Raw genomic sequence first — 22,543 nt, forward strand, 5'->3', positions numbered from 1 at the left:
CAACCTTTTGCCTGCCACAGCATGAAAAATGCCGCCGCGGCTTGCACCGGGGCGGCATGGTCAGCAGGCTAAACGCTGCTTAGCTTTCTTGCTTGGACATACGGCGACGCTCGTGCTCTTGCAGGAAGCGCTTGCGGATACGGATGGATTTCGGGGTGATTTCCACCAGTTCGTCGTCGTCAATGAACTCTACGGCCGATTCCAGCGTCAGCTTGATCGGGGTAGTCAGGCGCACGGCTTCGTCAGTACCGGAGGCACGAACGTTGGTCAGCTTCTTGCCTTTCAGCGGGTTCACCACCAGGTCGTTATCACGGCTGTGAATACCGATGATCATGCCTTCGTACAGCTTGTCGCCTGGGGACACAAACATACGGCCGCGGTCTTCCAGGTTCCACAGTGCGTAGGCTACGGCTTCGCCGTTATCCTGCGAGATCAGCACGCCATTGTGACGGCCTGGCAGGTCGGCTTTTACCGGACCGTAGTCGTCAAATACGTGGCTCATCAGGCCGGTACCGCGGGTCATGGTCATGAAATCGGACTGGAAGCCGATCAGGCCACGTGCAGGAATGTGGTATTCCAGACGGGTACGACCCTGACCATCAGATTCCATATTGGTCAGCTCGCCACGACGACGGCCGATTTCTTCCATCACGCCACCCTGGTGCGAATCTTCCAGGTCGATGGTCAGGTTCTCGTACGGCTCGCACTTCTCGCCGTTCACTTCCTTGAACACCACGCGCGGCTTGGCCACAGCCATTTCAAAGCCTTCGCGACGCATGTTTTCCAGCAGAATGGTCAGGTGCAGCTCGCCACGGCCCGATACACGGAACACGTCGGAATCTTCGGTATCTTCCACACGCAGAGCCACGTTGGTCAGCAGCTCTTTGGTCAGACGGTCGCGAATCTGGCGGCTGGTCACGAACTTGCCTTCAGTACCGGCCAGCGGGGACGAGTTCACCATGAAGTCCATGGTCAGGGTAGGCTCATCCACCGACAGCATAGGCAGGCCAACTGGCTGCTCTTTGTCGCAGATGGTCACACCGATACCGATATCTTCGATACCGGAAATAATGATGATGTCGCCAGCCTCGGCACCTTCTACCGGCACGCGATCCAGGCCTTTGTAACCCAGCACCTGGTTGATACGGCCCGAAGCCACCTGGTCGTCATGGTTCATCACCACCACAGCCTGGCCTGGCTTGATACGGCCGTTCAGTACGCGGCCCACACCCAGACGGCCGGTATAAGTGGAGTAATCGAGTGCAGAAATCTGCAGCTGCAGCGGCGCGTCCGGGCTACCCGGCGGGGTAGGCACGTGCTTGAGCACGGTTTCGAACAGCGGGCGCATGTTGTCGGATTCTTCTTCCAGCTCCAGCTTGGCAAAGCCGTTCAGGCCGGAAGCGTAGATGATCGGGAAGTCCAGCTGCTCGTCGGTCGCACCCAGTTTGTCGAACAGGTCGAAAGTCTGATCCACCACCCAGTCAGGGCGTGCGCCCGGGCGGTCTACCTTGTTGATGACCACGATAGGGCGCAGGCCCAGGGCCAGGGCTTTCTTGGTCACAAAGCGGGTTTGCGGCATCGGGCCTTCTACAGCATCCACCAGCAGCAGTACGCCATCCACCATGCCCAGAACGCGCTCTACTTCACCGCCGAAGTCGGCGTGGCCCGGGGTGTCAACGATGTTGATGTGAACACCTTCGTATTCGATGGCGGTGTTCTTGGCCAGAATGGTAATGCCGCGTTCTTTTTCCAGATCATTGGAATCCATTACGCGCTCGTCAACCTGCTGGTTTTCGCGGAAAGTGCCGGATTGGCGCAGCAGTTGGTCAACCAGCGTGGTCTTGCCGTGGTCAACGTGAGCAATAATGGCGATGTTACGAATTTGTCGGGTCATGGGGATACGTCATTTTAAAAAGTCGCGCGGATTCTACCATGCCGCGGCCAACTCTACAGTTCTCACGTGATTTTTTCTGTACACTGGCGCCGTTTTCTAGCAAGAAAGAACACATATGTACGACTGGAACGCACTGTGGCACGCCCACCTTGACTATCGCACCAGCTACGGTGCGCCAGACACCGACATAAACCAGCTGGCCAGCCAGCTAAACGGCATACTCAGCAAGAGCGCGCGCGATGCGCATGACCTCGCCGTGTACGACACCGGCAGCAGCTACACCCTGCTGCGCCACGACAACGGCCTGCAGATCATGACGCTGGCCAAGCAGCACCTGTTCGACATCGCCATCCGCCTGGTCACCGCCGACGAAGGCCAGGCACTGGCCCTGCCCTACCTTGAAGTACTGGTAGACAACCTGGCCACCGAAGAAGAAGGCATCTGGCGCGCCGAAGTTGGCTGCACCGAAGACGGCGAGCTGGCCGCCAACGGTGCCCTGCTCCACCCCGAGCAGCCACCCGCCATGGCCTTTAATCTCAGCTTTGCGGCCAACCCGCAGTTCACCCAGGCCCTGCAGCAAGCCTGGCAAGAAGCCGCCGAAAGCATCACCCTGGACGCCGCCGCCTGGTACAACGCCGAAGCACTGGAAGACGCCCCCGCCGAACCGCCGCTCGACGCGCGCATCCAGGAAATGTGCGACCGCTACGCCGAAATCATCCGCCGCGAGCAAGCCATGCTGTCGCGCCGCTTCAGCGACAACGAGCTGCGCCTGGTGGCCGAAGTATTGCGCAGCACCCGCTTTGAAACCGCCGAATCGTGCCGCGGCCTGTGGCTGGCCGTAGAAAGCCGCATCCTGCACGACGAGCTGGACCAAAAGCACCAGGCCGACGGCGACGCCCTACTAGAGCGCCTGAAAGCCCTGAGCTACACCCAGGAAGTCGCCCTGATCGAAGCGCTGTCCCCCGTACAATAAGCCCCGCACGCTAGCGCCGGCGCGGGAATAGCGCTATACTCTGCACTCTTATCTGGGGGCGACCTGGTTTCGACGGGGGTTGCGAAGCGGATGAGGGCATACCGGGATTTCAGTCATCCCGTTAAACACTGAATTTATTTAGTCGCAAACGACGAAACTTACGCTCTAGCCGCTTAATCGCCGCTAGACTCTACAGCAGCTTGCTGATGGGCTGTGGGGGCAACCCCGGTAGAGTCATTTCACATCAGATCGCCTTTGACCGGGTTACTTGATCAGGGGCTAAACTTAAGGTAACTCGCCAATACCCAGCCTGTCCGTCGGCGTGGTAGCGGTTAAATCCAAATGACACGACTAAGTATGTAGATCTCTTCGTAGAGGATTTCCGGACGCGGGTTCGATTCCCGCCGCCTCCACCAGAAACCCAACGCCCTGAAACGGCGATAGACGGCAGCAAACGCAGCACAGGCAAAGTTTTAGCCAAACTGCAAACCGTCTAAGACCGTTTCGGGGCGTTTCAATTTCCGCACGTTTTTCGCACTCGCATCGCACTTTTATCGCACGTGCGATTACGCACTCTTTTCTGTACCTGGGGCTTGCGGCAGCGCCCAGTCATTCACCAGCTTGTAACCAGTCTTGGACGAGTCTGGAATCCAGCGGCCATAGTGCCGCATGATCATCTCAATGTTTACATGCCCCATTTGCGTGGCAAGCCACCATGGGTTCTCACCGCGCGACAGCAGCATCGAGGCATAGGTGTGCCGCGTCTGGTAGGGATTCCGGTACCGCACACCGGCCCGCTTCAGTGCGTGCGTCCATAGCGTTTTGCGGATCTGGGCATCCGTTTCCCATGGCTCGCCGGTCCTGGGGTTGTAGAAAACACGCCCGCCAGCCAGAAAGGTGTGTTCCTTCTGTCGTAGCAGCGCCTGCCGCGCAGGTTCAAGCATCAGCACATCACGCACACCGGCATTGGTTTTGGGGGTATCCACCTTTTTCATGACCTGGCCGCGCTGCACGCGAATCAGCCCGTCAATCCAGTTGATGTCCTGCCATTCCAGCGCAATCAGCTCATTGGTACGCAAGCCCGAGTAGAAAGCAAACTGCAGAAGGTTCCCACCCTGACCGTCTCCGCATTGCTCCAGAATGGCCACGATCTCAGCCTCATTAAACGGGTCTACCTCGTAATCGGTTTTTGCCGTTTCCCGGCTAATCAGCTTGTTGATCACCACCTGGTCTAACGGGCTCTTCTGGATAAGGCCATCGACGATGGCCTGCTCCAGCACGTTGCGCAGCGGAGTAAGGATGTTTCGGATGCGTTTGGCGGTCACGGCCTTGGATACCACCCAATCACGTATGTCCGCCGCAGTCAGGTCAACAATCCGTTTTGCACCAAAGGCTGCCTGCAGATCACCCTGGATAGACTTGCGGTAGTCATTCACCGTGCTTGCCTTTAGCGTCCTCTCTGCCAGTTTAAGGTACTCCTCCAGCAACTTTCCCACCGTGATAGTCGCCCTCGCCTGCCCGAAAATCGCCGCCCGTTTGGAGTCTGGAAAGTACTCCGGATAGCTGAAGGTGCCGAAAGCGATCTTCTTTTCGATCTCAGCCTTGAGACCCGCAGCGGCCTTGATATTCCCCTTGGTCACCTCCCAGCCTTTAAGCGTCTCCCGGCATTCCACGCCACGAAACTGGAAGTGAATGACGAGGCTTTGCGCACCAGTGCTGTACTGCCGAATGCTTATGCCGCGCGGCGTTTCAATGGCTGGCTTGTCTCTGCCCATTTCTGCACCTCCTCCATATTTACCCAGACACGGCCATCTGCCGGAATGCGCCAGTGCACGCCCTCGACCCATTTTCCGGACCGGCGTTTATTCTCTACGGCATCAGGGCTATCTCCTGACAGCTCGCAATACTTTTCCAGCTTTACCCACTTCAGCATGATCATCATGTCACGTTCCTTTCTGCATTTGTCATGACAGGCTGATGCCGCCATCAAGCCACCTTGGCCATCTGCAGCACATTGTCCAGACTGCCGGACGGTAGCCCCCTTAGCACCAGGGCCGCTTCCAGTTCCTTGATGCGCTTGTCGGCGGCTTCCAGCTGTTGCTCTTGCAGTGTTACGCGCTCATCCAGGGCGTCAGCTGCCGTGCGCAGGCGGGCGTTTTCCTCCTGCTGCACCTCGCTTTGTCGCTCGATGGCGGCATACTCCCGATCCACATCACGGTAGATGGCCAGCTTCTGCGTGAGGTCGCGTACCTCGGCACGAGCATTCTGGATAAGGGTCCAGTAATGCCGGCTGGTTTCGTCTGCGCTGGCCACGCGGTTTTCCAGCTCGACGATGCGGCCTTTCTGCTGCGCGCAAACCGCCTTGATACGCTCGTAACCGGCGGCGCGCCATTCCATCTGTTGCAGCTTGCGGGTGATTTCAGCCAGTTGGGTGGCACTCATGATCACCAGAGTAGTGTTGCTATCAGCCATTCATGCGGTCTCCAGATAAGGGAAAACTGTTCATGCAGCCTGCTGCTCGCCGGTGGCCACGGTACGGATGTGGGCCATCAGTGCGCGGCAGATGGGGATAAAGTCCGCCTCGTGGTACAGCCGTGCCGAGCCTTCCTGTGTGGCGGTAAAGCCCAGGTTGGCCAGCAGTTGTACCGATACGGCAAAGCCAAGACGGTCGTTGATCATGCCCAGGCGCAGGGTGGGTACGCCGCGTGGTGCGGCGGTGACGCTGGCCGCTGCGGGTACTGCGGCAAACAAATCGGCGGTCGGCGCTTCGCCGGTATCGGTAAACAGCACCACCGGGGTGGCCGGCTCGAGCTTGGCCGCGGCGGTGGCAGCCTCTTGCTGTTGCCGTTCGCGCTCGGCTTGCAGATGGCTGTCGATACGTGACTTGATCAACAGGGCCAGGTCGTCGGGCGACTTGTGCACGATCTGGGCCTCGTCAGCGAACAGGAACAGCTGGTCGGCGGCTAGCGCATGCAGCGTCTTGAGGTTGGCCGCCAGTTTGTCGGCAATGGCGTTGGCTTCCACCTTCACGCGGGCCAGCTCGGTGTTGGCCGCATCGCGCAGGCTGGCCAGCGTGCGCTTGCCCTTAATGGCGCCGGCAAAGTCACCGGCCATGGTGGGCATGTAGGCCTTGCCGATGGTGGCATTCAGGCTGGCGACGTGGGCGGCCAGCTGGTTCTTCGCATCCAGGATGATGCTGTCGCGGATGGTTTCCTTGCGCTGCTTGACCAGCTTTTCCAGATCCAGCCGCACTTTGCGCGCCTCGGCGCTGATGTCGTCGATGGCCTTGAACAGCTGGTCGATGCTGGCGGTCTGGCTGAGGGCGTGCTCTTTGGCGGCCTTGAGGCGGGTTTCTACATCTTCGCACCACTTCACCGATTGCTCGGCGTCGGCAAAATCCTGGTCGGTATCCAGCGTGCGGTTCACGCTGCGGATGGCGGCCAACGCCGTCTCTTTGAATTCGGCCAGGTTGGACGCCGTCACCATGCCGGTGACCTCGATGCGTAACGCCGGCAACGTATCCGGTGCTTTGCCGGTCACGTTGGCCGGCTGCCCGGCGTCCGGCTTGTACTCGGCCAGGTCTTTGGCAAACTGCTTCCAGCCGCCAATCAGCTGGGCGCGGCGCTCCGGCCTGGACTCATACCACAGCTCTGCCAGGCGGCTGTCGGTACCGTCGCTGACGGTGAACAGCACGCGCGTGGCGCCGCTTACCAGCAGTTGTTGCTCCAGCTGCGGCCAGTGGGTGGCCGGTGCGTCCTGATGGGTCTGGATGTACGCCACCAGGCTGGCGTTCCACAGCTTGTTTTCCCAGCAGGTATCTTCCAGCATGGTGATGCCGTCAAAGCTGGCCAGCAGCGGCAGGCCTTCTACCTCGGCAGCGCCGGTGGTCGGGTAAAGGTCTTCACCCAGACGCCCCTCGATGATCACGCGGGTGGCGGCTTCCACCTCGTGGCCCTTGTCCAGCAGGTTCTTCTGCACCCAGTCGGAAAACTCGCGCTCGGTACCGGTGGCCTTCATGTGCAGCAGCTCGGTGCGCCCCACCTTGTCGCTCTGGCCCAGCATGGCGGCGGCCTCGCTGGCGGTGAAGTGCCGGGCGCGGGCGGCCAGCCATTCTGGCGTGCCCTGTCTCAGATCAAGCGTTTTCATAGACAGCTCCTTGTTCGCCGTCGCAGGCGCGCAGTTGCGTTTCCTGCTGTTCGGTCAGGGCATAGCGGGTTTTGATGGTGGCGATGATGTCTGCTGCCTTGCGTCGGCCGCTGTCGATCAGGCCTTGCCACTCCGGGAAATTGGTGTCGAACTTGTCCTGCGGGTAGGTCTCCAGCGGCTGTGGCTCGGCGATGACCTCGGCCTCGGCGGTGATGTTGACCTCGCCGCGCGGTGCTAGCAGTTCGTCGGGGGTGTAAACGCCCAGCAGCACATCCGGCGCGTGCAGCCGTGCCCAGCGCTTGGTGCACAGATAGGCCAGCTGCTGCTTGGGGTCATGCTCCCAGTTGGGCGAGTTGCGCACGCCAACCTGCGCCATGCTGATAGTGAGGCTGCGCGGGGCTGGCTCGCCGCGTAGCTGGGCGGATACCGTTACCGTCAGATTCGGGCTTTTGTCGTTCTTGCCGTTGCTGCAGCCTGCCCAGTCGCCCTCCCACACGTAGCTGAGGCGCGAGATAAGCAGCGGCGAAGAAGACACCACCGCATTGACCAGCTGCGCCTCGTAGCCCAGCGTGCCGTTGACGATGTGGGTTTTCTGGGCCACGGCAAACGGGTTCATCTGCCATTGCATGGCCTGCATGACCACGGCCATGCAGTCACCCGGGTTATTGCGCAGGTGCTGCGGAATGGTGGATTTACCGGTGGCCATGATCTCGGCCACCCGCATCACGCTATCGATAGTGGCGGTGTCCAATACCATGGCGGTGGGTGAGCGCAGCGCACTGCTGCTGGCCATATCCGGCGCGGCCGGTCGTTCGATGATGCTGTTCATGCTGCCTCCTTCAAAAGACCGGCCACACGCTGGTCTACCTGCGCCAGCGCCCAGCCACAAAAAACGGGGTGCGTGCGGCCAACCTCAGCCAGCGGTTTGCCCTCATGCGCGGCGCGCACTGCACTGCCCAACAGGCCGGCCAGGCTTTCGCGCACGCTTTCCGGTGTGTCTCGGTCGCCGATGCGCTCCAGCAGCAGCGTGCCGATACCTACGGTGTCTGCCAGCTGTAGCGCCAGCGCGTGTTCGTGCGCCAGCTGGTTCAGCTCTGCCCTGTTCTGGGCGGTCTGGTACGCGGCCAGGTCGGTGATAACGGGGTCTGTCATGTCAGGTGCTCCACGTAGTTGGTCACGGCTAGCAGCAGGTAGAAGGCCGCCACGGCCAGCAGGCCGCGCAGGGTGGCAATGGCAAGGTGTTTCAGCATGGAAAGTGGCCTTTCATCTGGTCGATCAGCGCTGCGGCTTCGTCGAGGCTGGATAGCCGCTCGAACTGGCCGCCAGGTGCCAGCGCATGCCACGGCGCCATATCGCCATTCATGTGGAAGCCGGCCACGCCGATGCTTTCTTCCATCAAGCCCTGCACCTCGTTCACCAGGCTGGTCAGGGTGCCCAGCAGCTGGGCGCACTGCTGTTCCAGCTGCTGTTTGCGCTGGTTTTCCGCGAAGAGGCTGGCGCGCTCGGCGTCAAGCTGGGTCATGGCATCCATCACGCCACCCCCGGCAGTTCAGGGCAAAGGCTGACACGGGTGGCAGTGCCCTCCTCGCGCAGGCGCAGCTGCAGCGCCGGCACCATGCGGATGACCGTGCTGCCCTGGCTGCGTACCGCCACCAGGCCGGTTTCCTGTTCACACGCTTCGATATCGTCGGGGCTGCTGGCGCAGCCAGGAAAAAGCAGGATGTTGTTCATGGCGGTACTCCTGAAAAAAAGAACCCCGCACAAGGCGGGGTAAAAGGCTGCCCAAGGAAGGCTGCTCACGACATCAAGACGAATGGCCGCTGTAGTCAGTGCCCATTCGTGTTGCCGCTGTCGTCTGCGGCACACTGGCCGGCAGTATCACGCCACCCTCCCCTACGTCTTGGCTCCCCGAGCCCCCCCGCTGCCGGCGCGCACTGCGCCGACCCGCTGGCCGTATCTGGTGGTGTACTGCTGGCCGCCCCGGTTGGCAGACTGCTTGCCTGCAGTGCTGCGCCGGCCGGGGACCGTCTGGCTTGTGTAAAGAGCGGTGCACTGGTGGGGTGCTGGTGATGCAATTAAACACGGCGTTTATGCACAAGTCAACGCAATGTGTAAACACTGTGTGTAAAAAATCCACGCCCCTGTGGCTGAAATACAAAAATCAAGAAGCCTTTTATGCAGACTGGCACGTCCACCGACAATGAATGACAACAGAAATAACTGGGTGACTAAGGATGAAAGACATAGGCAAGGTTATGGTGGCAGCTGCTGTCATACTTGGTTTGTATGCACTGGGAATGGATACCACCGTGTTATCCGAGAGCGGTGACCGGGTTCACAACTTTGGCCTGATGCAGCGGCAGAACGCACTGCTGTGGGTGGCGGGGGTGGCATTCGTGACGGGTGTCGTCCTGCTGCTGAAATACCGACCGCAGCCAGAAGACGTACAACAAGGTGGGCCCCAGGAAAAAACGCAGGTTATTGAGCAGTATGCACAAGCCTTGCGGCTGATTCGTGCTGATGATGCCGATGGCCTGCGCGCCTTGCTTCGACAAAACGATGCGGTGATCCAGGGCGAAGATGCACAGCGGCAAACCCTTCTACACCATGCGGCGGCTGAACAATCGCTGGATTGTGTTTGCGTGCTACTGAAATACGGTGCATCACCATCCCGCTTCGATGCCGCAGGCAAGTTGCCGGAGGATTACGCCACCACAGAAGGCCCCGGCTTGACCGTGCGGACAGTGTTGCGCGCGGCGGTCTGAGACAACCGAACCGTAAAACTTGGCAACGCGATATCCATACGGGGGATAAATGGCTAATAAAAGTGGCGGCACCCTCGCACAGGGTATGGTGGTATTTGTCATCGGACTGGTAGCGATTGCCATCCTTAAGGGGGATGGCTTTGGACTGGCCGTGCTGTGGCTCGTCGGTGGCTTGGGGCTGCCGGTCCTTCTGATCGGGTATTTATTGGCAGCATCCCGCCGAAAGACTGAGCAACACCGTTTGGCTGTACGGACCGCTAAGCTGACGCAAAAAGCTACGCCAGCGATAAGCTCATTGCCCCTTGCACAACATATGCCTACTGCAGAAGAATCACAGCAGGACAAGTGGTGTCTGGAAGAAAAAGAGCATCTGCGGGCACGCCAGTTCGGTCTCTATCGGAACGTCCAGCTAAGTCGGGCACAAAGTCTCCTAAAGCGCCAACGCGATCATCCCGAGGCGCTGTCCTATTTATTGAGGCTTTTTGTCCTTGATGTGAATGATAAGGATGACCCCTTTGTGGCCCCATGGGTCGTTGAGAAGATAGCGCTTTACGAAATAGACAACAAGCTGCTACGAGCCATGCTGTCTGAGCAGATCGAATTTCTATCGGGCAAGGTTCCGGTGAGGCTGACGCCGGAAGGAACATGGAGAAAGCTCAGGAAAGCGATGGCCGAGTAGAACTTGAACAGGTACATACAGGAGTGACACATGAACATACTGAATGAAAGGCTGACCAGCCAGCCTGGCCACGCACGCAGCCTCGCCGAAGAGGAGCTGATCGTGGATGTGTCAGAAGAGATCTGGGCAGCGCTGAATGACGCAGGACTCAGCAAGGCCGAGCTGGCAGAGAAACTCGGTGTTTCCCAGCCACGCATGACTCATCTGCTGAATGGCTCTGCCAACATGACCCTGCGGACGCTGGCCGATATTGCCTACGTGCTGGGCAAGCACGTATCTGTTTCCGTGCAAGACCGGCATGTCGTGAATTCGTGAGCAAGTCCTGTCCCTCACGGCAAGGCGCGTCTTCGGCCCATTGATGCTGCCCACAGTCAACTTCCTGGATCACAAGCAACCCAAATCAAGCTGATGCCAGCAGTCGTAATAACCCGCCACCCGGCGGGTTTTGTTTTTGTACCAGCTTTATCGAAACAGCAGCCTTCTATCCAGATGACACACTGGCCACTTGATAGCCGATCAAGTGCCGTGAGTAGCGGTTATACGTAGAACTACGTATATTCGTGCAGGTGACAGAACTTAAAGACAGATTGCGACAGCTGCTGGCCAGAAAACGGTGCACGCAGAAAGAGATCGCGCTGGTTTGCGGGGTGAGCAACCAGGCGGTAAACGGCTGGCTGTCTGGCGCAAAGCCTAAACCCGAGCATATTGCCATCATGGCTGCATATCTTGGTGTCAGTAGCGACTACCTGGCCAATGGCCATGTGGCTTTGGCGCGTACGCTGAAAATTGAGGCGCTGATGGCCGAAATCCCCACGCTGACCGATGAAGAAATCAATACCCTTGTCATTGTTGCAAAACAACTGAACAAGCCACGCAGTTGATTTTTATCAGTATTTTTACGCTTCCAGCTGCTGCCATCGAATGACAGCCTGCACATCCCAAGTGCGCCTCACGCAGGAGCTGCCATGTCTAGCCCACCACCCGCCCCATCACCCGATTGCCGGGCTTATCTGCTGATCGAGCTGCTGACAGATGGCAGCATGAATATCTACATGCACGGCGAACATGCCCAGCTGTGGGCCTACCTGATGGCAACCGAAGAGACCGTGCCGCCGGAGACTCCGCGCGAGGCTGCCTGAGCCTGGCCGCAACCACAAAAACGGCCTAGCGGCCGTCGAATTTGTCCTTGTGCGTGAGCAACAGCTGGATGATGCGGGCAATTTCCTCGTTACCCTTCTCGGCCAGCTTGACGGCAAGATCCTCCGGGCTGCTGGCATGGATATAGAAACTCTCCCCCGTGGCCGTGTTAGTGTCCGCCACGGCATCGGTAGCATAGCCATCACGTTCCTGAGGCGTCATCGGCCCGCTGCCATCCAGCAGCCATTCCGGCGTGACACCTATCGCCTTGGCCACATCCAGGATTTTTGCACGCGGCAAGCCACGAGACTGCCAGTTGGTGATGGTCTGTGGTGACTCGTTCAAAAACTTGGCAAGGTCACTCTTCCCGGCAATTACGCCAGGCTTCAGCTGTATGGCCGCATTAAGCAGCCTGTCAAATGCAGTCTCCATATCGCGCAAGGCTACAGCAGCTAAACAAACTGTTGTTTCACGAAATGTTGATTTATTTGTAAACATGGCGTTTAATTGCGATCGATACGTTTAATCAGGATTGGCCAACATGGACCCACAGGAAAGTGCCCGCATCATTGCGCTTGCTGGCGGCGACGCTGCCTTTGCCAAGCTTATCGGGCTGGACACGGCCAAGCCTGGTAGCGCCCAGCGTGTAAACAACTGGAAGCGCCGCGGCATTCCGGCCTCGGTAGTGCTGGCCAACCTGCGAACCATCCGGCTACTAGAACGCAAGGCTGCCTGCATGGAAAGCAGCATCCCCAAGTCTGCTTGAGAAAAGCATAACGCCACCGCGCAACGCATACGCCATAAGAGATGGGGGCCAATCATGAACCGCAACCCGTACCAGCACGTCACCGCCGCAGCCCAGGGCATCGCCAAGCAGTTTCACAACGGCATAGCCGGCCTGGCGCTGGCCATGCACAAGAACCCCATCGTGCTGGCCAACAAGCTGAACCCCCATTGCGACAGCAACCAGCTGACACTGGAAGAAGCCGCCGACATCACCGACCGCACACAGCAAGCCGCCATTGCAGATGCGCTGGCCGCGCTGCTGAACCGGGTAACGGTACCGCTACCGGATGGCCACCCGTCCCTGCACGAGCTGTCACGCGAGCTGTGCCGCTTGTCCAAGGAGCTGGGTGATGTGGGGAATGAAGTCTATGTTGCCGGGCAGGCCGACAGCGAATGGGGCGAGCGGCTCAGCCCGGGCGAGCGCAAGCGCATTGCCGGCGAGCTGCGGCAGCTGCTATCGGTAGCGGCCAGCATGCTGATGCAGGTGGAGGGATAAGCACCATGAAGCGCCCGTCTTTCCAGTTCTACCCCTCTGACTGGCTTGGAAACGCCAACCTGCGTCGGTGTACCCATGCTGAAAAAGGCGTATGGATTGACGTGATGTGCCTGATGCACGACTCCGAGGAATACGGCGTGCTGCGCTGGTCGCTCAAGGAAATTGCCGCTGCCATCGGCTGCAAACCGGCCGAGCTCAAATGCCTGATTACCAAGGGTGTTCTCAAGGGGAGCGACACGATGCTTGACGAGGCGCTGACCTACACCCCCGTATCCGGCCGCCGCAAGGGCCCTACCGTGATGCTGATCGACGTCACCCAAGGCCCGCTCTGGTACTCGTCGCGCATGGTGATAGACGAGTACAAAAGGCTGGTCCGCGGGGGCAAGGATGAATCACCCAACCCGTCACCCAAGGGGGGCAATGGTGATGGCTTTGATGACACACCCAACCCCTCACCCTCTCGTGCGGGCGCACACGCGGGCGGACGTCCATCTACATCTTCATCTACTACTACCTCACTACGTTCGGTAGTGGAGAGAGAAAACCCCACACACGACAGCGTGCCCGTACCCGCCGACCTGCAGCCAGACCGCAGCACCGTGGCCAGCATGCAAACCCTGAACGTGGAGCCCGCCATCGAGCTGGCCAAGTTCATTGCCCACTACGAGGCACAGGGCACCATGCTGGCGGACAGAAAAGCCTGGCAGGCCAGGTTCCGCAAGTGGCTGCTGGATGCCCACCAGTACAACACCGACCGCCACCGTGTGACCCAGGCCCGGGTAGACGCCGCCCAGCGTGCCACCCCGCCACCCGATGCCCGCAGCGCCGCCGCCGACACCCTGGGTGTTGGCAGCCAGTATCTCGCCACCCAACCGCCGGAGCCGCCCCATGCCATCGACCCCTGACACCGCGCTGCCACGCGAGCTGGTGGCCGCCGTTTTCCGCAGCCTGCGTGGCCGCTTCGGTAACGCCTTCATCGACAAATTCCGTACCGGCCGCACGGTGCCGGAAGGCCATCCGCACGCCGGCAAAGACACCGGGCTACTGGAGGCCATGGACGTGTGGGCCTACGAGCTGCGCCACCTCAGCCAGGCCGATATCCGGCACGGCCTGGCCAGCCGCTTCAAGTACCCGCCCAGCGCCGACGAGTTCATCACCGCTTGCTGCAACCGCGACTACAGCACCCACCCGGCCAACGTGCTGCCCGCACTGACCCAGGCACCACCGGACGCCCTGGAGCGCGAGCTGGCCGCCAAACACCTGGCCACCGTGGCCGGCACCGTCAAACGCCTGGCCATGCCGCCCTCGCGGCTACGCATTGACTGGGCCGAGCGCATAGCCCGCCAGGTGGCCACCGGCCACTACAAGGGCGGCCACTACGGCGCCCGGCTCGCTGCCGAGGCCCTGCTGGCGGCACGCCAGCCGATACCGCCCGCGCTGGTACCCTACCTGCCCGCACCGGCCAACGATCACGACGACGGGGCCGCAGCATGAGCCCGACCATCGCCTTTACCGTACCCGGCCTGCCGCGTGGCAAAGCCCGCCCACGGCTGGGCTACAAGCGGGTCTACACCCCCGCCACCACCGTGCGCTACGAACAAACCGTGGCACTCATGGCACGGCTGGCACTGGCCGGGCGGCCGCTTCTACAGGGGGCGCTGCAGGTGCAGCTGGAGATCCGCCTGCCGGTACCGGCCAGCTGGCCCAGACAACGCCGCACCGACGCCCTGACCGGCCGCAGCTACCCCACGGGCAAGCCGGACATCGACAACGTGGCCAAGGCCCTGCTGGACGGCCTGAACCGCGTGCTGTGGCACGACGACGCCCAGGTCGTCACGCTGCAAGCCAGCAAGTGCTACGCCGCCGAGCCCGGGGTGCGGGTAACGGTTCGCAGCTTGGGCGGCGCCGATACCGCATGATGCCCGCCACCACCGCCCTGCAGCACTGGGGCCGCTGGGCCGTGGATACCGGCAACTGGCGGCTAACCTGCGCCAGCATGGAACGCCACTACCTGACCCAGCGCCATCGACATTTACATCCTGATGACATAGCGCGGGCGCAGCGTTTCCGATACGATCAGCATATAGGCGAAACGGTAGAAGCCCTGGTCAACACTCTGCCCGGCCACGAACGGCGCGTGCTACGCGCCCGCTACGTGACCTGGCCGCACCTGGCCGACGAGCTGATTGCCCGCCGCCTGGGCCTGCCAGCCCGCAACCTGGACACCCTGCTGCTGGCCGCGCACCTGCACTTCGGCCAATACTGGCTGCAGTGGCAACAGGGGGCGGCATGAACAACGCAGACAAGCCCTTACCGGCCAAGGTGTGCGACGTACTGGCCGTAGCCCCCAGGCCGCTGTTTCTGGGTGAAATCGAGGCCGCGCTGGAATTTGCCTACGACAAGGCCGAGATCATGAGCGTCCTGGTGAAGCTGCAGGCGCAAGGCAAGGTGACCAGCACGCTGCGCTCAAGGCAAGGGCCGGGGCCGAAGGTGGCGAAGGGGTATGCCCTGGTAACGGCTGGAGACTAGCAGGCCAAACTAGCTTGTTGGCTGAGTTGTGCAAACAACGAACGCGGAGGGTGCCGAGATGAAGTTCAAGACCTTTGTGTTATGCAGGCTTCTGCGTCGTCATCAGTGGAAACGCCTTCCGCCCACAATTGAGTTCGAACTTATATTTGAGTGTAAGCGGTGTGGGATGGTTTGGGTGCCGGGCGCAGGGGTGATTGATTGGGGGTCTGAATAGCAGCTGAGGGTTAAAAATTCTTCTTGTCCCGATATGGGAACTGTTTGCCAAAAGCGGACGGTTGAGAGTGAGGTCGCAAAGCCTCCGTTGAGAGCCTCCACGAATCCTACATAGAGGTTCTTGGGGATATAATAGCGATGGCTGTTGTTATACGGACGCAGCCGCTGGAATATCAAGACTGGATGCGGGCTTGAGCCGTGAAATATGCTAAATTCATATTAATTGCCATCCTGACCGATAGGTTTGCATAGTCAAATTTTGACTATGAAGTGAATATGCCTGAAACAAGATAGTTGATGTAAGGAACAATGGGATGGCTGCAGAGACGCAGAACGCAAGTCTGAGTAGGGCGAAGGCGAATAAGGAAGATGAGTTCTACACGCAGCAGGAAGATGTCGAGCGGGAACTCAAGCACTATCGGAAGCACTTCGAGGGCAAGGTCGTCTACCTCAATTGCGATGACCCTAGGGTCAGCGCATTCTTCCACTTCTTCTCTTACAACTTCGAGAAGTTTGGTCTCAAGAAGTTGATCGCAACCTGCTATAAGAACCAGGAGCGTGACCTATTTAGCGAACATGAAAGTAAGCGTGCGATCTTCTTGGAGTACGAGGGCGACAAGGACGGTGACCGCATCCCAGGAGATGCCGAGATCGCTGTCAATTTCTTGGAAGGCGACGGAGACTTCCGCAGCGCGGAAGCTATCGAACTTTTGAAGCAGGCGGACATCGTGGTAACGAATCCGCCTTTCTCCCTCTTTCGGGAATATATCGCACAGCTCATTGAGCATGATAAGAAGTTCATCATTCTGGCTAACCAAAACGCCATTACCTTGAAAGAGATCTTCCCACTCCTCAAGGACGAGAAGATGTGGTTGGGTGCCAACAGCGGGGAGATGAGTTTCAGAGTTCCAGACCACTACAGGGAACGTGCAACTCGTTTCTGGATTGATGAAACGGGGCAGAAGTGGCGGAGTTTTGGAAACATGTGCTGGTTCACAAACTTGGACTACAAGAAACGCCACGAGGATTTGATTCTCTATAAAACCTACAGCCCTGACGAATACCCCGCTTACGACAACTTCAATGCCATAGAAGTCGGTACAGTCGCTAACATTCCCAAGGACTACGAAGGTGTCATGGGCGTCACTCCCGGATTTTTCGCGAAGCACAACCCAGACCAGTTCGAGATTGTCGGTATCACCAAGACGTGGTTCGGCATCGCAACCAAGACCTATCCACAGCAAGAGCAAGTGAGCGCGAACGGCGAGGTTAGCCTCGTGGGGAAACTGAACGATGGTGCAGTGATCAAGGTGGCAACACCTCCCATTGGCAAGACCTACTACAGAGTAGACGGTGAGTTCTTCACTCAGACATATCCTCGCATCCTAATCCGCAATAAGAAGGTAGAAGCCTGATGGAAATCGCTCTCAAAAAGATTCGCGTCGTAGACTTAGTCACAGGTTACGAGGATGACGCCGAGGGCGGTGTACGCGGATACAGAGGGAAGCTCGACATTCGTCCGCCCTACCAACGTGAATTTGTCTACGACGCCAAAGAACGCAATAAGGTCATTAATACGCTGACCCAAAGTTTCCCACTGAATGTCATGTACTGGTCTGTGCGAGACGATGGAACCTATGAAGTTATCGACGGCCAACAGCGAACCATATCCATCTGCCAGTACGTTGATGGCGAGTTCGCGTGGAATGACCTTTACTTTCATAACCTGACCGACGACCAACAAAAGCAAATCCTCGACTATGAGTTGATGGTCTATTTTTGCAAAGGCACCGATAGCGAGCGATTAGCATGGTTCGAGACCATCAACATAGCAGGCAAGGTTCTTACCGAACAGGAGCTACGCAACGCTACCTACGCAGGTCCGTGGCTCTCGGACGCGAAGAAGCTCTTCAGCAAGACGGGATGCCCTGCCTATGCTGTTGGCGGCGACCTCATGAAAGGATCGCCGATCCGACAAGACTACCTTGAAACCGTACTCGACTGGATTAGCGATGGCAACATTCGGGAGTACATGGGAAAGCACCAGCACGACTCGAAGGCGCACGAGTTGTGGTTGTACTTCCAAAAAGTGATCGCATGGGTGAAAGCGACGTTCTACATCGAGCGCAAGAAGGAGATGAAGGGCCAACCGTGGGGTGATCTCTACAACAAATACAAGGACGTAACCCTCGACCCTGACTACCTTGAGGAACGCATCTCAGCGCTTATCCAAGACCCAGACGTAACGAACCATCGTGGTATCTATCACTACGTGCTGGACGGCAAGGAGAAGCATCTAAACATTCGCCAATTCGATGAGAGAATGCGCCGCTCAGCATTTGAACGACAGAAGGGTGTGTGTCCGGACTGCGGCAAGACCTTCAAGATCGAGGAGATGGAAGCTGATCACATCACGCCGTGGCACGCGGGTGGCAAGACTGAAGCAGATAACTGTCAAATGCTCTGCATCGAGGACAATCGAAAAAAAGGCGGGAAATGACGTAGTCTAACAATCGGTTGCAGCGGACGATCCCCTTCGCTGCCCGCCGCTGAGCCGGTGCATTGACTGTCTACTCTTCCTTCGTGCTAAAAGCTGCATCGGCTAGAGAGCTGGCGTTGACATGGTGCCTATAATCGTCTGTTTTTTGCCGCAATAAGCAACTTCCTACACCACCGGCAACTCCCCCCAACAGGTCGTCCATCGTGGCGACCTTTTTTCTTGCCGCATCGCCCAGCCGCTGTGCAGCTTCTCGCTGGCCAGGCGTAGCGTGCCGCGGCCGTATTCGCGGTTGATGTGGTCCATTACTGCCATCACCCTGCCCCGGCGTGGGTCGGGCGTGGGGGCGAACAGGTCGGGCTGCACGCGGTCGGCGGGGCCAATTTCCAGCAGCACCACGCCTGCTTTCTTATAGCTGTAGCCCGGGCGGTAGACCCGGCGCAGGCCGGCCAGGGCGGCGGCGGTGATGGTGGCGCTGTCGGATGAGGGGTGGATCAGCGGGTAGACCTCCCAGCCGGCGTACTGGGCATCCTGCTGACGAAAGCGGTTGGTGCGGATGCTGACTGCCACCAGCCGGGCGTGGCTGTGCTGGCGGCGCAGCTTTTCGGCGGCGCGGCAGGCGTGGTGACTGATGGCGCTGGCCAGGGTGTCGAAGTCGTGCACCAGCTCGGCAAAGCTGCGGCTGGCGATGATCTGCTGCTTGACCGGCGCCACGTCTTCCATTGCCAGGCAGCTGACGCCGTTTAGCTCGGCCACGGTGCGCTCCACCACCACATTGAACTGGCGCTTGATGTCGCGCGGGTCGGCGTGCTTCAGGTCCAGCGCGGTGTGGATGCCCATGGCGGCAAACCTTTCCGCGATGCGGCGCCCTATTCCCCATACCTCACCCACGGCGATGCGCGCCATCAGCTTGTCTTGCCATTCCGGCGTCAGCCAGTGCCAGGCAAACACGCCCTGCGCCCGCGGGTAGACCTTGCCCACGTGGTTGGCCAGCTTGGCCAGCGTCTTGCTGGGGCCGATGCCGACACAGGTGGGGATGCCCACCCGTTGTAGCACGTCGGCGCGCAGCCGCGTGGCGTGCTCGCGCAGGTCGGGGATGCCGTCCAGCGTGATGAAGGATTCGTCCACGCTATACACCTCCTGGTCGATACCCCAGCGGCAGATCACCTGCATCATGCGCTGGCTCATGTCGCCGTACAGCGCGTAGTTGGAGCTGAACACCGCCACGTCGTGTTTCTGGCACAGGTGGCGGATTTCGAAGAACGGCACAAAGCCCTTGATGCCCAGCGCCTTGGCCTCGGCGCTGCGCGCCACCACGCAGCCATCGTTGTTGCTGAGCACCACGATGGGCTTGCCGATCAGGTCGGGGCGGAACACTCGCTCGCAGCTGGCGTAAAAGCTGTTGCCGTCCACCAGGGCAAACAGCGGCATGGCTAGCAGAACTGCTTGATGCAGGACTTGATCACGCCCCAGATCTGCAGCTCCTGGCCGTCGTGCAGCTCGATGGGCTGGTAATGGGGGTTTTCCGGGATCAGCGCCACGCGGGTTCCGCGCCTGTACAGGCGCTTGACAGTGAACTCGCCGTCCACAATGGCCAGCACGATCATGCCGTGCGCCGGGGTAATGCTGCGGTCCACGATCAGGATGTCGCCGGTACCAATGCCCGCCCCGCTCATGCTGTCGCCGCGCACCCGCACCATGAAGGTGGCGGCCGGGTCGGACACCAGCAGCTCCACCAGGTCGAGCTTGGCTTCCAGATAGTCGTCGGCCGGCGACGGAAAACCGGCCGGCACACGGCTACAGAACAGGGGCAGCAACAGCTGCGGCCGGCTGGCGGCCTGGTACGAGATGGGGATCATGGCGGTACTCCTTGCTGAGGATTTGATTATGTACAAATTCAAATCGATAGCCAAGGGGTGAAGGTTGGAGTATCGAAGAGCCAAGCCTAGAAATACCAATCACCACCTTGATGACATACGTTCGGCCGGTTGTCATAATGCGCCAATCCTCTTCGCTACAGACTATCTATCATGACGCCCATTGAAAAAGCACGCGCCTACGTCCACAGCAACGTCCAGGAACCCGCTATGCGTCACCCTGACTTGCCCGAGAAGATCAAGAACAAAGTGAAAAGCTCTGATGTATGGCTTGATCACTTTGAGCGTGTAGGCGATTTGCTTGCGTACCTGAAGCGATTTGAGGTGGATCGCTCGGATCCGATCTATCTAGCAATGCATGAAGTAGGTCTGCGTACCTTCGAAGACATCGTGCATGACTTTGAGCGTGAATTTTCTCTATGGGCCAACGACTGTACCCGTGCCGCTGACTTCATCATTGGCGACACATACGATACCTATCAGATTCTGATCTTCTCAAAAAACTACGACACCCGTTCCGGAGGGATGTTTGTGTTGGAATCTGGAGGACAGCCATCGTATGTCGTGATCAAAGCAACGCTCTCCAATGGTGACTACCCGAATGAATGGATTGAAGCACCACGCAGAATTAAATACTATTTGAAGAGCATTGACGGCAAGTTCGGCGAACACTACAAAACAAACGCCGCAATATTAAACGATCACAATATCCCTATCTTGACTTTTGTCAGAGACAACAAGGAGGGACCATTTACCTATCAAGGCATTTTTAAATTCAAGGACATTACGCGAGAGGTAGATGGCACCAAATGGTTCGACCTAGTCCGGAATGATTCTGCCACTGAGGTAATTGAAAGCAGCCAACACACTGCAAAGACATTTGCTGACGAGGTCGCTGAATCAAGGCAACGCACAAAAGCAGAACGCCAGGCGCGATTGGCGCTAGCAAATAAAAAACCTGCTCCGATCCAAGTAGTCACTTCGAACTTCCGGCGGAACCCTGATGTGGTGGTAGAAGTATTAGAGCGTGCCAACGGGTACTGTGAAGGCTGCAAGTCGCCCGCCCCCTTCATTCGAAAGTCCGACAACACACCATATCTTGAAGTACACCATAGTGTGCCATTGGCTCTAGGTGGGGAAGACACGGTGGCGAATGCTGTTGCGCTTTGCCCTAACTGCCACCGGAAATTTCATTTTGGATGAAATGCCAAGCAGCAATCGAATTGAATTCACACATAAAGAAAAATCAACACTAAAAGTAGGCAGGCATGAAAAACTCCACCGGAAAAAAAAGAATTAAAATGCAAACCATGGGAATATGGAGAATATTTAAAATTATTATTCCCATAGCTATTATAATGGCAGCTCTCCTTTTCGCCACAACAATAGAGTCAGTATATGTTTATGAAAATGAATCCCAAACTAACCATAATTACATACCACTCTTCAAATATATAATCACGTATACATTTGTCATTATTGCAATGGTGATGTTATTAAATGGCGGCAAAAACTATAAACATTCGAAAATCACACTAAAAGCGCATGAACATCTTGCCGAACTGACAGGCTTTGCGATTGTCTTACTCGCATTATATTTGGCCCCCAATGCATTTGAAAGCTTATCAAAAAGTCATCCGTACATTTACTTGGCCACACTCGTAACCCCAATAGTTTTACTTTTTCCACACACTCTAAAATTTCAAAAAGTTCGACAGGAGTTTATGGACGAAAGAAAAATCGTAGCAGATGGAAAGTACGCAGCCATTATATCCAGCATAATAAACAGCACGGAACTATTCCTAAATGACCCACCTGCAAGATCAAAGCTAAATCAAATCTATTCAATCCTGCAAAAACCACTTAACTATGAGTGCAAAAATGGAGCTGCATTTCAATCAGCGCTAATAATTGCCAATGAAGTAGAGTGGGAAGTAAATAATAATAAACCAAATAATCAGGAACTCATCACCACTCATAACAAAAAAACCGAATTCGCAAGAAACCTCTGCATGTTACTAGAAGAATGTATAGTACTTGAAAGTCGCTGGAAGGTGTACTTCTACAATGTATCCGACCTAGCCTAACAAGGCCTTAAAATATAAAACTCGAGCAGTATTTTTTGCTGGCGATATACCGCATATATGCGCCCGGCCCGCCTTCGCCCCAACAAAACCAAGGCTCTGGTATCTTGACGGTGTGACGGGCAAGTTGCGCCCGCTGTACTTCTACCCTACCCCGCATGGTTCGCCCTGCGGGGTTTTGCTTTTGGAGCGTGCCATGTTCAAGTTCACCCCCATCGAGCAGCCCATGGTGTTCAACATCATGCCGATCAGCGTTAACCCGGATGGCTCGATGTCCGCCACGGTCAGCGTGGGCTTTATCGCCAACGAGGCGTTTACGCCGGTAGCGCAGCAGCCGCATTACCTGGGCGCGGACGAGGCACGCGAAGTGCTACAGACGCTGCCTACTGAAGGTGAAACCGCTTTCGAGGCGCTGGGCCGGGCGGTATACACCAAGCTCAAGGCCAAGGGCGCGATTCAGTTCTGAG

The 22,543-nt window shown here is 58.0% G+C and carries 30 protein-coding genes and 1 other RNA gene; 19 read left to right on the forward strand and 12 right to left on the reverse strand.

Annotated elements, in window-relative coordinates:
• Positions 1 to 79: 79 nt before the first annotated feature.
• A complete protein-coding gene (typA, locus tag ACZ9XP_RS16580) occupies positions 80 to 1,894 on the reverse strand; it encodes a translational GTPase TypA (protein WP_147687990.1) in 1,815 nt (604 codons plus the stop codon).
• A 115-nt stretch (positions 1,895 to 2,009) separates the two neighbouring features.
• Between typA and ACZ9XP_RS16585 the strand changes: the two genes are divergently transcribed.
• Positions 2,010 to 2,867 (forward strand): hypothetical protein, encoded by an 858-nt coding sequence (locus ACZ9XP_RS16585; RefSeq protein WP_147687989.1) that lies wholly within the window; start codon positions 2,010 to 2,012, stop codon positions 2,865 to 2,867.
• Positions 2,868 to 2,921: 54 nt separating this feature from the next.
• Positions 2,922 to 3,283: a transfer-messenger RNA gene (gene ssrA, locus ACZ9XP_RS16590) on the forward strand.
• A 150-nt stretch (positions 3,284 to 3,433) separates the two neighbouring features.
• Here ssrA and ACZ9XP_RS16595 read toward each other — a convergent pair.
• The 8 genes from ACZ9XP_RS16595 to ACZ9XP_RS16630 all read right to left on the reverse strand — a co-directional run bounded on the left by ACZ9XP_RS16595 (position 3,434) and on the right by ACZ9XP_RS16630 (position 8,744).
• On the reverse strand, positions 3,434 to 4,642 hold the full coding sequence (locus ACZ9XP_RS16595) for an Arm DNA-binding domain-containing protein (protein ID WP_465188807.1): 1,209 nt from the start codon (positions 4,640 to 4,642) through the stop codon (positions 3,434 to 3,436).
• A complete protein-coding gene (locus ACZ9XP_RS16600; RefSeq protein ID WP_465188808.1) occupies positions 4,600 to 4,809 on the reverse strand; it encodes an excisionase in 210 nt (69 codons plus the stop codon). Before ACZ9XP_RS16600 ends, ACZ9XP_RS16595 begins: the two co-directional genes overlap by 43 nt.
• Positions 4,810 to 4,853: 44 nt before the next feature.
• Complete coding sequence (locus ACZ9XP_RS16605; protein WP_465188809.1) at positions 4,854 to 5,339, reverse strand: hypothetical protein; 486 nt, start codon at positions 5,337 to 5,339, stop codon at positions 4,854 to 4,856.
• Between the two features lie 30 nt (positions 5,340 to 5,369).
• Positions 5,370 to 7,013, reverse strand: coding sequence for a YqaJ viral recombinase family protein (locus ACZ9XP_RS16610; RefSeq protein WP_465188810.1), 1,644 nt, complete (start codon positions 7,011 to 7,013; stop codon positions 5,370 to 5,372).
• On the reverse strand, positions 7,000 to 7,842 hold the full coding sequence (locus ACZ9XP_RS16615; RefSeq protein ID WP_465188811.1) for a RecT family recombinase: 843 nt from the start codon (positions 7,840 to 7,842) through the stop codon (positions 7,000 to 7,002). The genes ACZ9XP_RS16610 and ACZ9XP_RS16615 overlap by 14 nt, the downstream gene beginning before the upstream one ends.
• Positions 7,839 to 8,165 (reverse strand): hypothetical protein, encoded by a 327-nt coding sequence (locus tag ACZ9XP_RS16620; protein WP_465188812.1) that lies wholly within the window; start codon positions 8,163 to 8,165, stop codon positions 7,839 to 7,841. The genes ACZ9XP_RS16615 and ACZ9XP_RS16620 overlap by 4 nt, the downstream gene beginning before the upstream one ends.
• Before the next feature lie 91 nt (positions 8,166 to 8,256).
• On the reverse strand, positions 8,257 to 8,535 hold the full coding sequence (locus ACZ9XP_RS16625; protein ID WP_465188813.1) for a hypothetical protein: 279 nt from the start codon (positions 8,533 to 8,535) through the stop codon (positions 8,257 to 8,259).
• 8 nt (positions 8,536 to 8,543) lie between these two features.
• Complete coding sequence (locus ACZ9XP_RS16630) at positions 8,544 to 8,744, reverse strand: hypothetical protein (RefSeq protein WP_465188814.1); 201 nt, start codon at positions 8,742 to 8,744, stop codon at positions 8,544 to 8,546.
• A gap of 503 nt (positions 8,745 to 9,247) precedes the next feature.
• Between ACZ9XP_RS16630 and ACZ9XP_RS16635 the strand changes: the two genes are divergently transcribed.
• The 5 genes from ACZ9XP_RS16635 (at position 9,248) to ACZ9XP_RS16655 (ending at position 11,596) form a co-directional block, all read left to right on the forward strand.
• Positions 9,248 to 9,778: a hypothetical protein gene (locus tag ACZ9XP_RS16635; protein ID WP_465188815.1), complete on the forward strand. Its 531-nt coding sequence runs from the start codon at positions 9,248 to 9,250 to the stop codon at positions 9,776 to 9,778.
• A gap of 49 nt (positions 9,779 to 9,827) precedes the next feature.
• Complete coding sequence (locus tag ACZ9XP_RS16640; protein WP_465188816.1) at positions 9,828 to 10,457, forward strand: hypothetical protein; 630 nt, start codon at positions 9,828 to 9,830, stop codon at positions 10,455 to 10,457.
• 30 nt (positions 10,458 to 10,487) lie between these two features.
• Complete coding sequence (locus tag ACZ9XP_RS16645) at positions 10,488 to 10,772, forward strand: XRE family transcriptional regulator (protein WP_465188817.1); 285 nt, start codon at positions 10,488 to 10,490, stop codon at positions 10,770 to 10,772.
• A 245-nt stretch (positions 10,773 to 11,017) separates the two neighbouring features.
• Positions 11,018 to 11,338 (forward strand): helix-turn-helix domain-containing protein, encoded by a 321-nt coding sequence (locus ACZ9XP_RS16650; RefSeq protein WP_465188818.1) that lies wholly within the window; start codon positions 11,018 to 11,020, stop codon positions 11,336 to 11,338.
• A gap of 84 nt (positions 11,339 to 11,422) precedes the next feature.
• The gene (locus ACZ9XP_RS16655; protein WP_465188819.1) at positions 11,423 to 11,596 is read left to right on the forward strand and encodes a hypothetical protein; all 174 of its coding nucleotides are present in this window, start codon (positions 11,423 to 11,425) and stop codon (positions 11,594 to 11,596) included.
• A 25-nt stretch (positions 11,597 to 11,621) separates the two neighbouring features.
• Here the strand turns inward: ACZ9XP_RS16655 and ACZ9XP_RS16660 are convergent, their stop codons facing one another.
• Positions 11,622 to 12,092 carry a helix-turn-helix domain-containing protein gene (locus ACZ9XP_RS16660; protein ID WP_465188820.1) on the reverse strand — a complete coding sequence of 157 codons (471 nt, stop codon included), beginning with the start codon at positions 12,090 to 12,092 and terminating at the stop codon, positions 11,622 to 11,624.
• A gap of 43 nt (positions 12,093 to 12,135) precedes the next feature.
• Between ACZ9XP_RS16660 and ACZ9XP_RS16665 the strand changes: the two genes are divergently transcribed.
• The 9 genes from ACZ9XP_RS16665 (at position 12,136) to ACZ9XP_RS16705 (ending at position 18,118) form a co-directional block, all read left to right on the forward strand.
• Positions 12,136 to 12,360, forward strand: a complete 225-nt coding sequence (locus ACZ9XP_RS16665) for a hypothetical protein (protein WP_465188821.1) — start codon at positions 12,136 to 12,138, stop codon at positions 12,358 to 12,360.
• 54 nt (positions 12,361 to 12,414) lie between these two features.
• Positions 12,415 to 12,876, forward strand: a complete 462-nt coding sequence (locus ACZ9XP_RS16670; RefSeq protein WP_465188822.1) for a phage regulatory CII family protein — start codon at positions 12,415 to 12,417, stop codon at positions 12,874 to 12,876.
• 5 nt (positions 12,877 to 12,881) lie between these two features.
• Positions 12,882 to 13,781 (forward strand): hypothetical protein, encoded by a 900-nt coding sequence (locus tag ACZ9XP_RS16675; protein ID WP_465188823.1) that lies wholly within the window; start codon positions 12,882 to 12,884, stop codon positions 13,779 to 13,781.
• Positions 13,765 to 14,370: a hypothetical protein gene (locus tag ACZ9XP_RS16680; RefSeq protein WP_465188824.1), complete on the forward strand. Its 606-nt coding sequence runs from the start codon at positions 13,765 to 13,767 to the stop codon at positions 14,368 to 14,370. Before ACZ9XP_RS16675 ends, ACZ9XP_RS16680 begins: the two co-directional genes overlap by 17 nt.
• Positions 14,367 to 14,795, forward strand: a complete 429-nt coding sequence (locus tag ACZ9XP_RS16685) for a RusA family crossover junction endodeoxyribonuclease (protein WP_465188825.1) — start codon at positions 14,367 to 14,369, stop codon at positions 14,793 to 14,795. The genes ACZ9XP_RS16680 and ACZ9XP_RS16685 overlap by 4 nt, the downstream gene beginning before the upstream one ends.
• Positions 14,792 to 15,169 (forward strand): hypothetical protein, encoded by a 378-nt coding sequence (locus ACZ9XP_RS16690; protein ID WP_465188826.1) that lies wholly within the window; start codon positions 14,792 to 14,794, stop codon positions 15,167 to 15,169. Before ACZ9XP_RS16685 ends, ACZ9XP_RS16690 begins: the two co-directional genes overlap by 4 nt.
• Positions 15,166 to 15,405, forward strand: coding sequence for a hypothetical protein (locus tag ACZ9XP_RS16695; RefSeq protein WP_465188827.1), 240 nt, complete (start codon positions 15,166 to 15,168; stop codon positions 15,403 to 15,405). Before ACZ9XP_RS16690 ends, ACZ9XP_RS16695 begins: the two co-directional genes overlap by 4 nt.
• 527 nt (positions 15,406 to 15,932) lie before the next feature.
• Positions 15,933 to 17,033, forward strand: coding sequence for an adenine-specific methyltransferase EcoRI family protein (locus tag ACZ9XP_RS16700; RefSeq protein ID WP_465188828.1), 1,101 nt, complete (start codon positions 15,933 to 15,935; stop codon positions 17,031 to 17,033).
• The gene (locus ACZ9XP_RS16705) at positions 17,033 to 18,118 is read left to right on the forward strand and encodes an HNH endonuclease family protein (protein ID WP_465188829.1); all 1,086 of its coding nucleotides are present in this window, start codon (positions 17,033 to 17,035) and stop codon (positions 18,116 to 18,118) included. Before ACZ9XP_RS16700 ends, ACZ9XP_RS16705 begins: the two co-directional genes overlap by 1 nt.
• Positions 18,119 to 18,283: 165 nt before the next feature.
• Here the strand turns inward: ACZ9XP_RS16705 and ACZ9XP_RS16710 are convergent, their stop codons facing one another.
• On the reverse strand, positions 18,284 to 19,546 hold the full coding sequence (locus ACZ9XP_RS16710; RefSeq protein ID WP_465188830.1) for a Y-family DNA polymerase: 1,263 nt from the start codon (positions 19,544 to 19,546) through the stop codon (positions 18,284 to 18,286).
• 2 nt (positions 19,547 to 19,548) lie between these two features.
• Positions 19,549 to 19,974 (reverse strand): LexA family protein, encoded by a 426-nt coding sequence (locus ACZ9XP_RS16715; protein WP_465188831.1) that lies wholly within the window; start codon positions 19,972 to 19,974, stop codon positions 19,549 to 19,551.
• Positions 19,975 to 20,145: 171 nt separating this feature from the next.
• Between ACZ9XP_RS16715 and ACZ9XP_RS16720 the strand changes: the two genes are divergently transcribed.
• From ACZ9XP_RS16720 to ACZ9XP_RS16730, 3 genes are all read left to right on the forward strand, one after another.
• Positions 20,146 to 21,195, forward strand: a complete 1,050-nt coding sequence (locus ACZ9XP_RS16720; protein ID WP_465188832.1) for an HNH endonuclease — start codon at positions 20,146 to 20,148, stop codon at positions 21,193 to 21,195.
• A 65-nt stretch (positions 21,196 to 21,260) separates the two neighbouring features.
• Complete coding sequence (locus tag ACZ9XP_RS16725; RefSeq protein ID WP_465188833.1) at positions 21,261 to 22,079, forward strand: hypothetical protein; 819 nt, start codon at positions 21,261 to 21,263, stop codon at positions 22,077 to 22,079.
• A gap of 193 nt (positions 22,080 to 22,272) precedes the next feature.
• On the forward strand, positions 22,273 to 22,542 hold the full coding sequence (locus ACZ9XP_RS16730; protein ID WP_465188834.1) for a hypothetical protein: 270 nt from the start codon (positions 22,273 to 22,275) through the stop codon (positions 22,540 to 22,542).
• Position 22,543 lies beyond the last annotated feature (1 nt).

Source organism: Vogesella perlucida (assembly GCF_979366545.1).